At 50.6% G+C, this 14,362-nt stretch carries 12 protein-coding genes; 7 read left to right on the top strand and 5 right to left on the bottom strand.

Annotated elements, in window-relative coordinates:
• Positions 1-31: 31 nt before the first annotated feature.
• Positions 32-1,168 carry a class Ia ribonucleoside-diphosphate reductase subunit beta gene (nrdB, locus tag DQM29_RS06280; protein ID WP_111739897.1) on the top strand — a complete coding sequence of 379 codons (1,137 nt, stop codon included), beginning with the start codon at positions 32-34 and terminating at the stop codon, positions 1,166-1,168.
• A 47-nt stretch (positions 1,169-1,215) separates the two neighbouring features.
• Here the strand turns inward: nrdB and DQM29_RS06275 are convergent, their stop codons facing one another.
• Both DQM29_RS06275 and DQM29_RS06270 read right to left on the bottom strand, forming a co-directional pair.
• Positions 1,216-1,956, bottom strand: coding sequence for a hypothetical protein (locus DQM29_RS06275; protein WP_145960338.1), 741 nt, complete (start codon positions 1,954-1,956; stop codon positions 1,216-1,218).
• Positions 1,957-2,025: 69 nt separating this feature from the next.
• A complete protein-coding gene (locus DQM29_RS06270; protein WP_111739895.1) occupies positions 2,026-2,379 on the bottom strand; it encodes a hypothetical protein in 354 nt (117 codons plus the stop codon).
• 625 nt (positions 2,380-3,004) lie between these two features.
• Here DQM29_RS06270 and DQM29_RS06265 point away from each other — a divergent pair.
• Positions 3,005-3,703, top strand: a complete 699-nt coding sequence (locus DQM29_RS06265; protein ID WP_197708852.1) for an Abi family protein — start codon at positions 3,005-3,007, stop codon at positions 3,701-3,703.
• Between the two features lie 72 nt (positions 3,704-3,775).
• Here the strand turns inward: DQM29_RS06265 and DQM29_RS06260 are convergent, their stop codons facing one another.
• Positions 3,776-5,074, bottom strand: coding sequence for an anaerobic C4-dicarboxylate transporter (locus DQM29_RS06260; protein ID WP_111739894.1), 1,299 nt, complete (start codon positions 5,072-5,074; stop codon positions 3,776-3,778).
• Positions 5,075-5,161: 87 nt separating this feature from the next.
• On the bottom strand, positions 5,162-5,881 hold the full coding sequence (gene cuyB / locus DQM29_RS06255; protein WP_111739893.1) for a cysteate racemase: 720 nt from the start codon (positions 5,879-5,881) through the stop codon (positions 5,162-5,164).
• A gap of 618 nt (positions 5,882-6,499) precedes the next feature.
• On the opposite strand from cuyB, the gene hypT reads away from it, so the two are divergent.
• Positions 6,500-7,408 (top strand): hypochlorite stress DNA-binding transcriptional regulator HypT, encoded by a 909-nt coding sequence (gene hypT / locus DQM29_RS06250; RefSeq protein ID WP_111739892.1) that lies wholly within the window; start codon positions 6,500-6,502, stop codon positions 7,406-7,408.
• 28 nt (positions 7,409-7,436) lie between these two features.
• Here the strand turns inward: hypT and DQM29_RS06245 are convergent, their stop codons facing one another.
• Positions 7,437-8,642, bottom strand: a complete 1,206-nt coding sequence (locus tag DQM29_RS06245; protein ID WP_111739891.1) for a nicotinamide mononucleotide deamidase-related protein YfaY — start codon at positions 8,640-8,642, stop codon at positions 7,437-7,439.
• A gap of 276 nt (positions 8,643-8,918) precedes the next feature.
• Between DQM29_RS06245 and tyrP the strand changes: the two genes are divergently transcribed.
• The 4 genes from tyrP to pabB all read left to right on the top strand — a co-directional run bounded on the left by tyrP (position 8,919) and on the right by pabB (position 14,300).
• Entirely contained in the window at positions 8,919-10,127 is a 1,209-nt protein-coding gene (gene tyrP / locus DQM29_RS06240; protein ID WP_111739890.1) for a tyrosine transporter TyrP, read from the top strand.
• A gap of 327 nt (positions 10,128-10,454) precedes the next feature.
• Positions 10,455-11,894: a catalase gene (locus DQM29_RS06235; RefSeq protein ID WP_170126500.1), complete on the top strand. Its 1,440-nt coding sequence runs from the start codon at positions 10,455-10,457 to the stop codon at positions 11,892-11,894.
• Between the two features lie 107 nt (positions 11,895-12,001).
• The gene (locus DQM29_RS06230) at positions 12,002-12,583 is read left to right on the top strand and encodes an anthranilate synthase component II (RefSeq protein ID WP_111739887.1); all 582 of its coding nucleotides are present in this window, start codon (positions 12,002-12,004) and stop codon (positions 12,581-12,583) included.
• A gap of 1 nt (position 12,584) precedes the next feature.
• Positions 12,585-14,300, top strand: a complete 1,716-nt coding sequence (gene pabB, locus DQM29_RS06225) for an aminodeoxychorismate synthase component I (RefSeq protein WP_197708851.1) — start codon at positions 12,585-12,587, stop codon at positions 14,298-14,300.
• Positions 14,301-14,362 lie beyond the last annotated feature (62 nt).

Raw genomic sequence — 14,362 nt, 5'->3', positions numbered from 1 at the left:
AAGATAAAGGGACTGACACAGGGATTTACCTATGACGCATACCTACACCACGTTTTCACAGAAAAAAAACGACCAGCTGAAAGAGCCCATGTTCTTCGGCCAGCCTGTTAACGTTGCCCGCTACGACCAGCAAAAGCACGAGCTGTTTGAAAAGCTTATTGAAAAGCAGCTCTCCTTCTTCTGGCGCCCGGAAGAGGTCGACGTATCCCGTGACCGTATTGACTATCAGGCACTGCCTGACCATGAAAAGCACATCTTTATCAGCAATCTGAAGTACCAAACGCTGCTGGACTCCATTCAGGGTCGTAGCCCCAACGTCGCTCTGCTGCCGCTGATTTCTATCCCTGAGCTGGAAACCTGGGTAGAAACCTGGTCCTTCTCGGAAACTATCCACTCGCGCTCTTACACTCACATTATTCGCAATATCGTCAACGATCCTTCAATCGTGTTTGACGACATTGTCTCTAATGAAGAGATTTTAAAGCGCGCAAAGGATATCTCACACTATTACGACGACCTGATCGCCACCAGCAACTACTACCACCTGTTGGGAGAAGGCACACATCAGGTTAACGGTAAAAAAGTTGTCATTAGCCTGCGCGATCTGAAGAAAAAGCTCTACCTGTGCCTGATGAGCGTTAACGCTCTGGAAGCCATCCGCTTTTACGTCAGCTTCGCCTGTTCTTTCGCCTTCGCCGAGCGCGAGCTAATGGAAGGCAACGCCAAGATTATTCGCCTTATCGCCCGCGACGAAGCGCTGCACCTGACCGGCACCCAGCACATGATCAACCTGATGCGCTCAGGCAACGACGACCCGGAAATGGCTGAAATCGCCGAAGAGTGTCAGCAACAGTGCTACGACCTGTTTGTATTAGCGGCTCAGCAGGAGAAGGAATGGGCTGATTACCTGTTCCGCGACGGCTCTATGATTGGCCTGAACAAAGACATTCTGTGCCAGTACGTGGAGTACATCACCAATATTCGCATGCAGGCCGTTGGCCTATCACTGCCGTTTGAAACCCGTTCCAACCCGATCCCTTGGATCAACGCCTGGCTGGTTTCCGACAACGTTCAGGTCGCCCCGCAGGAAGTAGAAGTCAGCTCCTATCTGGTTGGGCAGATTGACTCTGAGGTGAATGCAGACGATTTGAGTGATTTTGAGCTTTAAGGTTTTTAATTGAAATAGCATTGGCCCGCTTTGCGGGCCAATAAGTCTTAGCGAACATTTTGAATCTTTCTAATGCTCTCTTCGCGCAGCTTATTGCGCGTTCCTTTCGGCAATACCAGATATGTTTTTTTAATTGTTTTACTCAAAGGTTTCGCCTGTTCAAAATCTGATAGCATCTGCTTAACCTCTTTGCGATCGCCACAGAGCCCATAAAGATATTGACCACCAAAATTAGGCGTCGCAACATAAATTACCGTATCGCAAACTTCACTTTGAATAATTTTTCTAGCGAAAGAAATATGTCGCTGATGATATTCCTCATACTTTTCACCATACGATTTTGCTTCAAATGAAGCCGTATCCTTATTCATCACTGATGAATTAATCCGGCTATCAATCCCATCTTTTCTCAAAGATGGTAAAGGACGAACAAACTCAGAGGAAAAGGTCACCTTATTACCATCTCCTGTACTTCCCCATATAAAGATATAATCATTTTCTGAACCGCTATAATCACGATAAATAACCTGCATTGGATGAAAATAACTCGTTTTATCTCCACCGATATATACAAATTTTTCATCAAGCTTGAGGCTAAAATTAGTCTGTAACGCCTGAATTTTCATTAATCGTAATTGGCGTTCTCCTTCGGTTTCACTTACGTCTCGAACGTCTGCATCCTGCGCAATGTTACCCAGACTTGTTACAGCAGCAGATGTGTCTTGTGCAATGACATCGAGACTGGTTAAAGCAGTAAGTAGTAAAAACAAATATCGAGATATACGCACCTCTTATTTCCTTGTTTAAAATATTTTTATATCCGTCATCGTTCAAACTTGAAGCTAGCTCCACCATTACTAGGGTTTACTCAGCGTCGCTACCCACTCCCCATCCGTACGGGAAAAAGAAATTCGGTCAAAAGTACGATGCACTTCATCAGAACCGGCCGGAGTAAATTCGGAATAGACGCTACACACCAGCGTTGCCTTATTCTGAAGCTCACATTTGTCCACTGCGGTGACCTTCAAATGGGCAACGTCCTGTTGAAGTGCCTCCCGTGCCGCTGAAGAATCGTTTCGCTGCGCATCGAGTAAAAATGCGGACTTAAGCGCACCGTCAGCTTCGTCAGCGGTGGGTTGCCCTGATATCCCCGAAGTTTGGCAAGCTGAGATCAGTAACGCCGCTGCGCCAATCAGCATTTTTCTTATCATTTCCTGTGTCATCCTGGATTACCAATCATCTGTCGAGGTGGGGAGATAACATAATGCAGAACACGGTTATTTTCTCTTGGGGAAATCAAGTTTTCTGAAACTGATAGGGAAATTTTTGAAATGACGCGCAAAGAAAAAACCCGCTGAAACAGCGGGTTTTTTCTAACTCTCTCTTGTCCACAGGGGGAGGCACTTGCCAACAAAGTCCCGTGGCACGCGACAGGGATCGTAAGGAGTTTAAATAATGACGTCAATAGAACTATCCTTGCAGCTTTCATTTTTGCGAGATATCTCCAGGCTCTAAATTCCCTTTCTTGCCGTAAATTTCTGACCGCTATATCGTCGCTCTGCACCAGCGAAATTAAGCAATCAAGTAACTCTTACGCATAAATCTGCGTATATCGTCATTAAGAACGGGCGTGTAGAACGGATAATGTTCAGCGATTAAGAATAATTTGTGAGCAGTACGGATGTATCAAGAAATAGGATGGAAACAATAGGATCGAAATAAAAGAAAAAACCCGCTGAAATAGCGGGTTTTTCCGAACTCTCTTTTGTCCACAGGGGGAGGCGTTTGCCAACAAAGTCCCGTGGCCCGTGCATGGGATACTATGGTGTTTCAATAATGACGTCAATAAAGTCAACAGAAAAAACTATTCAGGCTATTAAACGAGCGCTGTCTCCAGCCAGAATGAGTACGTATGAAAGTGCTTTTAAAGCCGGAGCAGACATTCATGCCCCTCTAGATCTGTATATGTGGAATGCCCATCTCTCGGCAGCTTTTTTCATCCCGCTACATTTTTGTGAGGTTGTCGTTAGAAACGCCATTGCTGAGGCACTTGAAACACAGTACGGAGAACGATGGCCGTGGTCTTCGGGATTTGAAAGGAGCCTTCCCGATCCTGTAAACGGCTACAGTCAACGAAAGGATTTATTCAGCGCCCGCAAAAACCAGCGCATGACAAAAAAGGTCATCCCCGAATTGAAATTCGTATTCTGGCAACGATTATTGACCCGTAATAACGACTGTCGTTTGTGGAACAAGCACCTTAACGCCATTTTTCCCCATATCGATCCCTCTTGGGAAATAAATCAACGGAGGCAATTTATTTATGAGCGGCTCGAAAGAATCCGTAAATTACGAAACCGTATTGCACATCACGAGCCTATTTTTCTTAGAGAACTCGATACTGAGTATCAAATAATTACCCAACTTATTCACCTGAGGAGTGGGATCACGGCGGAATGGATGGCGCTGCATCAACAGGTGCAGGAACTTATTCAGCATTCGCCTTTCTCTACTCGCTATTTCATTAAACAATAAAAAAGGCCCCAAGCAACTGCCTGAGGCCTCCATAGAACGTGATTTCAAACGTAGGCTAAGTACTACACAACACTACACCACCATCGGCGCCAGCAGGAAGCCAAACGCTACGCCTGCCGCAATACCGCCAAGCCCCGGCAGCATAAACGGATGGTTAAGCACGTACTTACCGACTCGCGTCGTGCCGGTAGTATCGAACTCCATCGCCGCTAGCGATGTCGGATAGGTCGGCAGAACGAACACCCCAGTAACTGCAACATAGGAAGCCAGGATTGCCCAAGTCGGCACGCCCAGCGCGACAGCCAGAGGAATAATCAACGGCGTCGTAGCACCCTGTGAATACAACAGCGCACAGGTACCAAACAGCACCAGCGCCAGCAGCATTGGGTAAGCCGTCAGCACGTCGCCAGCGATCTCTTTGATTTGCACCATGTGGGCGTCAACAAAAGTCGTACCCAGCGTAACAATACCCAGAATAACCGCTACCGAGCTCATGCCTGCACGGAAAGTGGGCGCTAGTACAACCGAGTCGGTCGACGTTTTACAGAAGACCACCATTAGGCAGGCGGCGGACATCATACAGATAATAATGATATCGCGCGTTCCCATCGGTTTACCGAGATCAAAGCCCGGACGAAGAGACGGGAAGGCAGCCAATACAACGATCGCTACCGTCGCTAACAGGAACAGCGCTACAGACAGCTTGGCGCCCGGAGTGGTTTCCTGCTTCTCTTCATACTTACGCACCAGCCCTTTTTGCAGGCGTTCCAGATACACTTCGTCGTCTTCCAGCTCACAGCCTTGACGAGAGGCGATAAAAGCCGCCACCATAGCTGCAAAGAACGATGCAGGCAGACACACCGCCATCACCTGAATAAAGGTCACGCCGTTGCCTTCCATAATGGTCAGCATGGCAGCCATAGCGGCACTGATAGGCGAACCTGAAATAGCGATCTGAGAGGCAACAACTGATCCTGCCAGCGTTCTTGACGGACGGATGCCCGACTCTTTCGCCACCTCGGCAATAACCGGCAGCGTAGAGAACACGATGAAGCCAGTGCCCGCCATGATGGTCATCGTCCAGGTAATAATGGGAGCAATGATGTTGATGTATTTCGGGTTACGCCGCATAAACGCGCCAGCGACTTTAACCAGGTAGTCCATACCACCCGCAGCCTGTAGCGCAGACGCGGCAACTACCACGGTCATAATAATCAAAATAACATCAACGGGAGGCGAACCAATCGGCAGGCCAAAGCCCAGCGTCAGTACTGCCAGCCCTAACCCACCGCACAGGCCGATGCCGATGCCGCCTAAGCGAATGCCGAAAAATATCGCACCCAGAACAACGATTATCTCTAACCAAACCATAGCGGACTCCACCTTGTTATGTATTGTTATGAAAGCAATGAAAATAAAAGCACTGAAAATGAAACGCGTTAGTGTAGCTTTATTGTTTTATTCCACAAGAAGATGGTTCTTCCCCATCCTTTTTTCATACCACCGAATCCCGGCCCTTACCAACGCGCCAGTAGAATCGACGTATTTCTCAGGGTTCTGCAAGACAGCGTCAGCCAAGATCACCGGCACTTCAGTGCAGCCCAACACAATGATTTCAGCACCGCGGTCAAACAGCGCCTCTGCCTGCTCAACCATCATTTGCGTCGCGCGAGGCAGTTCGCCTGCCTTCAGCGCATAAATACTTTCCATCACCCGCTGCTGACTCTCTTCCGTTGGGCTAATGCACTCAAGGCCTCTCGCCTCAATGCTATTTTGATAAAGCCCCATATACATCGTCGCGTTGGTAGCAAGCAGCCCAATGCGCCGCTTGCCGGAAGCGACCACTTCATCCATCGTGGTTTCCACGATGCTCAGCATATCTACATCGCTCGCTTCTTTAAGTTCAGAGAACCAATAGTGGGCAGTGTTACAGGGAATGACAATGCACTCGGCTCCAGCCTTCTCCAGCCGCTTCATGTAGTCAGTCATCGTTGGCAGTGGCGAGGTTCCGCCGTGCATCAGCGCGGTCGTTCTGTCGGGAATGTCAGGAATAGACGAAATAATAAGTGGAATATGTTCCTGATCGCTGCCTGCTGCAGTGAAGGTCACAAATTTATTAAACATATCGACCGTTGCAGCCGGACCCATTCCACCAAGAACACCAATCAAACCTTTCACGATAATGCCTCCTGATAACGCCGTTAATTGATGCTCTGGCTACTTCACGCCATTTTTACGCCTCAGCGCGCAAATTATTCGGGCGATAAACCGAACCGGTTTTCCCCATTTTTTGATAAGGGGAACCCCTGACGCTTATTTATAAAGAAAAGCGTCACAGCAATTAACTTTGTTAACATTAATTTTTCTTTTTACTGAATTAATGCATATTTAAATGCCTTAAACCTCTGCTAACTATATAACTACTTCACCGTGAGAAAAGAAATGCAAGTATGTATGGGGCGATGCAAAATCTGCATAACCTTGACTCACAGTTTGTACACATGAGCCTAGAGCAAGAAAAAAAATCGTGACAACATGACCGAACAAACGAATAAATACCGGACTGTGACGGCTTTTAGGCTGCCTGACACTACAATGTTAAAAACGAAGGGGCTATGCAAAAATCAAATAAGCGTGTAAAACAGGAGAAAGTGAAAAACGTGAAGAACATTTAATTTCTTCACCTTCACGCAGCCATAGAGCTTTATTTTTTCGTCAATAACGTGAGGCTGACAAAAAATAAATAAAAAAAGAAACTCACGCGTTGAAAAATAGCGCACAGCGGGAACAGGTAACATGAAAAATATAGAGACAAAGTGGCTGTACGATTTTCTGACTCTTGAGGCAAGCCGTCATTTTTCTCACGCTGCCGAAGAGCGGAATATTTCTCAACCGGCCTTTAGCCGCCGCATTAAAGCACTGGAGTCAGCCGTTGGGGTTGAGTTATTCGACCGCACTACCACACCACTACAGCTGACCGAAGAAGGGAAACTGTTTCACTCCCAAACCCGAAGCCTTCTTCAGCAGATGGAGTGCAACCTCAACGAACTGTCAGGCCATAATCTGTTAAGCCTGCCCAATATCAAGATCGCCGTCGCCCACTCTCTGGCCTTTACCCTGCTGCCAAAGCTCATCCACTCCCTATCCGGCTATGGCAGTGAGTTCGTTTACCACGTAGAGGCTATCGACGTTGTGCAGGTGGTCAACACGCTGCGCGAGGGGAAAAACGACTTCAGCATCTCTTTCTACGACGAAGACCTGATGCAGTCGCCATTTTGTCATCTGAAAATATTTGAGTCTGAGCTTTATCCCGTCTGCGCCACGGATCAGTATGGCCGCCCGAGATTCGATATCTATCGGCCTCAGGTCCCTTTGCTCAACTACACTAGTGCATCATACATGGGGCGGCTGGTTAACCGACGCCTTGGTGAGGTAAAAGCCATAGACCCCAAAACCCTGTTCATGTCTTCAATGAGCGAACTGCTTAAAAACATGGCGCTGGACGGCCACGGCATTGCCTGGCTACCTATTTACTCGGTGGTTAACGAGCTAAAAGAAAAGCGACTGGTTTGCTTAGACACGCCAGAGCTCACCATTCCCATTCAAGCCTATATCTATCGGATGGACACCCGATTAAATAAAACTGCTGAACACTTCTGGGACATTTTGAAAAGCGGCATCCCAGAAGAAATCAGAAACCTCTAGGCCGCCCAAGCGGCCTAAATATCTCACATCAGCGAATGATGATGTCCTGCTCTTCAAGCCACTCATAGTGCTGACCAAAATCTGCTCTTCCACGCAGCCAGCGAGACAGTGTATCCAGCGCCAGCGCTACAGCAACATCTTGCTGAACCCGAACGCTGTGGTTTCGCGGCATATAGCGTAACCGTAGCGCAATGCTGTTTGTTGGTGTACACAGCGCCACGGACAATGTTCCCTCTTGGTATTCACCCACCGCCAGCCCTATTTCAGCACCGTATTGTTCCGCCACGCGCTTTGCCCGCGCCAAAAACGTCTCCAGCGTGCTCGTTTCCTCCCCTTTTGGCACCACCTCGGCACCGCGCAGCGGCGCCTCGACCGACGTCAGCCCCCAGCTCAGCAGCCCAGCGCTAAAGCTTTCACTTACGGCTAACGTTAAACCTTTCTCAGTCAGCTTGCGCACCACCGATGCCGGTAACCCATCTGTTCCTTCAAACAGGATATTGCTGGCAACGCCCTGCTTCACCTGCTGCCAGGCTGCTTCCATTGCCTCTTGCTGCTTTGCGGGACCGGTTAATTTAAGTTCGATAATCGGCGCAGAGGAACGGTAGCCCATTACACAGCCTTCAGGCAGAGGCAGACTGTCAAACTGCTGCGCTAGCCCACTTTCAGTTCGGCCAAAGGTCGTTAAGCGTAGGCACAGAGGAGGCTGTGGCAAAGCATAAAGCTGACGGAGGCGGGGAAGGATCTGATCGTTGACCATCACTTTAAACTCTGACGGCACGCCGGGAGTAAAAAACATCAGACAGTCGTTAATCACCAGTGAAAATCCACAGGCGGTACCTACCGGATTATCCACCAGCTCGGCACAGGAGGGCAGCATAGCCTGCTTACGGTTACTCACTGACATCGGACGACCGCGATCGGCAAAGTAGCTTTCCATATGCGCAATCCATTCCGGATGTTCAACCAATTCCACGCCCGCTGCCGCTGCAGCGGCCTGAGCGCTCAGGTCGTCACTGGTTGGGCCAAGCCCGCCGTTAACGATAAGTACATCGGCATAGAGACTGCGTTCCAGAAGCGTACTGATAAGCGTGTCCAGCTCGTCCCCTACCGTCGTGCGCGTCGATAACGGCAGCCCTTGCTGAAAAAAGACGTCCGCCAGCCACGCCGCATTAGTGTCTACGATTTGACCGTGTAGAACCTCGTCTCCCGTACTCATCATCTCGACTATCAGCATGTATCACTCCATTTACTTTCATTTATTCAGTTATGTTACGCCGCTCAGTGCCGATAATCAGCTAAAAGCGCCTCGTCCAACTGCCTCAGACAGCCCTTTTAGTGAATGTAAATAAAAAATTACACTCGTATCAATAGTTTGACAGCTGAAACTATCTCACATACCCTAGCGAGCATTCCGGCCTCTACCCTTTGGCAGCAGGCCGCTAAGTCGCGGTACGTGCGGTTTACGCACAGACCACATCGCTTAACGTAACGAATATATTCCGAGGTTCGTGTGAGAAATCGCACTCTGGGCAGTATCTTTATTGTAGCTGGCACTACGATTGGTGCCGGTATGCTTGCTATGCCGCTAGCGGCCGCTGGCGTGGGCTTTGGCGTTACCCTTGCCATGCTGGTGATCCTCTGGCTGATGATGTGTTACACCGCCCTGCTATTGGTGGAGGTTTATCAGCATAACGACCCCGATAACGGCTTTGGCACTCTCGCTAAGCGCTACTTGGGCACAGCTGGCAATTTGACCACCGGATTTGCGGTCATGTTCCTGATGTACGCACTGGTTGCCGCCTACGTAAGCGGCGGCGGAGAGCTATTGAGAATAAGCCTGAACGACGGACTGGGTCTCGACCTACCGCATGTCTTCGGCCCGTTAGCCTTTACTATCCTCGGCGGCGGCGTGGTTTGCATCGGCACCCACACGGTAGATCTCATCAACCGCCTGCTGTTTACCGCTAAAATTGTCTTTCTGGTCATCATGCTGGCTCTGATGCTGCCGCACGTCAAAAGCGTTAACCTGCTGACGCTTCCTCTTGAACAGGGGCTAGCGCTCTCGGCCATCCCGCTGATTTTCACCTCGTTCGGCTTTCACGGCAGTATTCCCAGCATCGTGAAATATATGAACGGCGACACGGCAAAGCTTCGCAAGATCTTTATCATCGGCAGCGCCATTCCTCTGGTTGCCTACATTCTATGGCAGCTTGCCACGCTGGGCGCCATCGACTCTCGCACCTTTGTCGGCATTATTGCTGCGGAGTCTGGCCTTAACGGGCTACTACAGGCCGTTAAAGAAGTGGTTAGCGCACCGAGCGTAGAAATTTCTGTGCGGCTGTTCTCAGCGCTGGCGCTGGCGACCTCGTTTCTTGGCGTTGCGCTTGGCCTGTTTGACTATCTGGCTGACCTATTAAAGCGTAGCAACACCGCTTCCGGTCGTCTGCAAACTGGCGTAGTCACCTTCTTTCCACCGCTGATGTTTGCCCTGTTCTACCAAAAGGGTTTTATCATTGCCCTTGGCTTTGCCGCTATTGCTCTCTCGGTTCTGGCACTACTGCTACCAGCGCTAATGGTGCTGAAAGCCCGTCAACTGCACCCGAAAGCCTATCGGGTAGCTGGAGGTACCACCGGTGTTGTTACCGCAATAGCCTTCGGTATCGCGATTATTATCATTCAGTTCGGCATCGTTTTTGGTGTATTACCCCAAGTCGGCTAAATGCCTGCCTTTTACGTTCGGGCCTTTAGCGGCCCGAACGTCAGTTTTCTCATTGCTAGACTAAAAATCTCCGTTCTGCCGTAAATATTTTCAAACTGTGATCCTTCCGGCTTATCTGAACTATTCTCTTCCCTACAAAGCCATTACTTTCTATAAGGGATTATTATTCAATCATCAAAACAAAATTATTCTTACGACACATCGATTTAGCTAATCAAGTCAATAGAATTTAACAATTGGATACACAATAACGATAGGTAAGATAATAGAAAGGATATGCTTTAAGTGTGCGTATTCAGGATTTACCACTTTTAACAGGAGAAAATGATGAGCGATAAAAAACTGACAACGGGCTCCGGTGCGCCGGTTGTTGACAACAATAATGCGATGACCGCAGGCCCCAGAGGCCCGATGCTGCTACAAGACGTTTGGTTCCTCGAAAAGCTGGCTCACTTTGACCGCGAAGTTATCCCCGAGCGCCGCATGCACGCCAAGGGCTCCGGCGCTTACGGCACGTTTACCGTCACCCACGATATCACCAAGTACACGCGTGCAAAGATTTTCTCTGAGATTGGTAAAAAAACCGATCTGTTTATCCGCTTTTCCACGGTTGCCGGTGAGCGCGGCGCTGCCGACGCCGAGCGCGACATTCGCGGCTTTGCCATCAAGTTCTATACCGAAGAGGGCAACTGGGATCTGGTCGGTAACGATACGCCAGTGTTCTACCTGCGAGATCCGCTAAAGTTCCCGGATCTTAACCACGTCGTTAAGCGCGACCCGCGCACTAACCTGCGCAACCCGACCTATAAGTGGGACTTCTTCTCCCAGCTTCCTGAAGCGCTGCACCAGTTAACCATCGACTTTACCGACCGCGGCCTGCCCTACTCTTATCGCCACATGCACGGCTTCGGCAGCCACACATTCAGCTTTATCAGCGCTGACAGCAAGCGCTACTGGGTGAAGTTCCACCTGCGCACCCAGCAGGGCATCAAAAACCTGATGGACGACGAGGCGGAAAAGCTTATCGGCCAAGATCGCGAAAGCTCCCAGCGCGACCTGTATGAGGCTATCGAAAAGCGCGACTTTCCTCGCTGGACACTGTTTGTTCAAGTGATTGAAGAAAAGGACGCCAGCAAGCTGCCTTACAACCCGTTCGACCTGACCAAAGTTTGGCTGCATAAAGACGCCCCGCTGATTGAAGTGGGTGTCCTTGAACTGAACCGCAACCCGGAAAACTACTTCTCCGAAGTCGAACAGGTCGCCATGAACCCAGCTAACGTCGTGCCCGGCATTGGCTTCTCGCCGGACAAAATGCTACAGGGTCGACTGTTCTCCTACGGCGACGCGCATCGCTATCGCCTCGGTGTTAACCACCATCAAATCCCGGTCAACGCTCCGCGCTGCCCGTTCCATAACTACCACCGCGATGGTGCTATGCGCGTTGACAGCAACAGCGGCAACGGCGCGACCTACGAGCCAAACAGCTTCGGCGTATTTAAAGAGCAACCGGACTTCAGAGAACCACCTCTAACGCTGGAAGGCGCAGCCGACCACTGGAACCACCGGGAAGACACCGACTACTTTAGCCAGCCGAGAGCGCTGTTTAACCTACTAAGCCCACAAGAACACGAGCGCATGTTCAAACGCATTGCCGGTGAGCTTATCCACGTGCCGGAGCACATCCGCCAGCGTCAGATTGATCTGTTTACGCAGGTACATCCTGACTACGGCAGCGGTGTCGCCAAAGCCGTGAAAGAGATGATGTAATTCTCTCCCCTCTTGCCCCGCCTTCATCGGCGGGGCATTTTCCACTTTCCATTCATTAGACATTCGCTAGAATGTCCGCTCTCTTTCGGTAACGCGGCCAGTTCAGCATGATCCTGCTTCTCGACAACTACGACTCTTTTACCTATAACCTGTACGATTACCTGCGACAGTCCGGCGTTCAGGTACAGGTGAGTAAAAACGACGCGCTGTCGCTGGACGATATTGCCACGCTGGCTCCCTCAGCCATTGTGCTGTCCCCTGGCCCCGGCAGGCCAGAAGAAGCGGGGATCACGATGTCAGTCATCGAACGATTTGCCGGGCACATTCCCCTTCTCGGCGTCTGCCTCGGCCATCAGGCCATCGCCAGCGCCTTTGGGGCTAAAATCATTCCCTGTCCTCAGCCAACCCACGGCAAAACGGCACTGATTGATCACGACGGTCAGACGCTGTTTAGCGGCCTGCCAAACCCGCTTCGCGTTGCTCGATACCATTCTCTAACGGTAGACGTCGGCTCTCTGCCCGATACGCTAGTCGTAACCGCCAAAACGCCAGACGGCATCGTTATGGCGATTCGCCACGTCAGCCTGCCCGTTGAGGGCGTACAGTTTCATCCCGAAGCCATACAGACCGACGGCGGCCAGCGGATGATCCACAGCTTTCTAGCCCGCTATACCCGAGAGGTCGCCTGACGTGACGCTGCGCTTTGACTTTCACCAACAAACTCGGCTGTTTCGCCACCCAATTCGCATTATTCAAACCAGTCATATTGACGAGGTTACTAAGTGCCTGGCAGAGGTAGAACAGACGGTAGCTGAGGGCAACTATGCCGCGGGCTATATCGCCTATGAAGCCGCTCCGGCCTTCCAACCTTTTTACCGCACGCCGCCGCAGGGAGAAATGCCTCTGCTGTGGTTTGGCATTTACCCAAGCGTAGAGACAAACATCGACACAGATACGGCCACTAGCGTACCCACACTACAATGGACACCGTTAACCGACGCCGACACCTACCACACAGCCATTGAACGCATTAAGCAAGAGATTTGGGCGGGCAACACCTATCAGACCAACTACGCTATTCGCCTTGAAAGCCGCCAGAATAACCTCGACGACGCCTCGCTTTTAGCGCTCTACGCGCAGCTAAAAGAGGCTCAACGCGCCGACTACTGCGCGTTTCTGGACTGCGGGCGTTTCAAAATCTTGTCCGCATCACCCGAGCTGTTCTTCCATTGGAAAGAAGACACTGTTACCACTCGCCCAATGAAAGGCACAGCCGCCAGAGGCCTAGACTCTGACGACGATCTTGCTCAAAGGGAAAAGCTTCGCAGCTCCGAAAAAGATCGGGCAGAAAACGTGATGATCGTCGATCTGCTGCGCAACGATCTGAGCCAAATCGCCGAACCCGGCAGTGTTGAAGTTCCCAGCCTGTTTGACATTGAACAATACCCTACCGTCTGGCAGATGACCTCCACCGTTACCGCTAAAACGCGACCTGACGTTAGGCTAACAGAGGTATTTCGCGCCCTGTTTCCCTGCGGTTCAATCACCGGAGCGCCCAAGGCCAGCACCATGAAGCTTATCGCCGAGCTTGAGCCTCAGCCGCGAGAGGTTTACTGCGGCGCCATAGGCTACATCACGCCGCAGCGGGAAGCGCTGTTTAGCGTACCAATCCGCACCGTGGTTATCGACGCACAGGCTGGCGTCGCCCGCTACGGCGTGGGAGGAGGCATCACCTGGGATTCCAGTGCGGAAAACGAATATCAGGAAGTCGTGGACAAAACCCGCGTGCTTAAAGGCATTCAACAGCCGGAGCAGCTGTTGGAAAGCCTGTTGCTCAAAAATGGCGACTATTTCCTATTGAATAGACATCTAAACCGGCTGGCGGCTTCCGCCCGCTATTTCAATTTTCCGTTCCATCGACCAGAAGTCGAACTCGCCCTGAGGGAGCTCACCGCCTATCACATTCACGGCAACCATAAAATTCGACTACTGTTGGATGCCAACGGCAGGCTTGAGCTGGGTGTCGAAGCCATCGAGCCGCTCACGTCACCGCTTATCGCCCGCTGGTCTCCTTTCCCGGTTAACAGCCAGAATCGGCTGCTTTACCATAAGACTACTCTGCGAGATCATTACCCCAAGGCCACGCTGAACAACGAATACCTGATGTATAACGAGCGCGATGAAATTACCGAGTTTGTTAACGGCAACGTCGCGCTGCTGCTCGACGGTCGCTGGCTCACGCCCGCCCTCGCCTGCGGCCTGCTGCCCGGCACCGAGCGGGAAGCGCTGCTGGAAACGGGGAAAATTGAAGAAGCGGTTATACCTCGTAAACTGTTTACTCAGGCACTGGGGATTGCTTTTTTTAACAGCGTTAGAGGATGGAGGGAGGTAGTGTGGGAAGAGTAGAACACTCAAATAATAACAATTTGATACTATATTCATCAGAACTTCATAAAATGCCATTAGCC

The organism is Leminorella richardii, from assembly GCF_900478135.1.
Classification (GTDB): domain Bacteria; phylum Pseudomonadota; class Gammaproteobacteria; order Enterobacterales; family Enterobacteriaceae; genus Leminorella; species Leminorella richardii.
The sequence above is the reverse complement of the archived record's forward strand: the minus strand, read 5'-3'. Positions and strand labels throughout refer to the sequence as shown.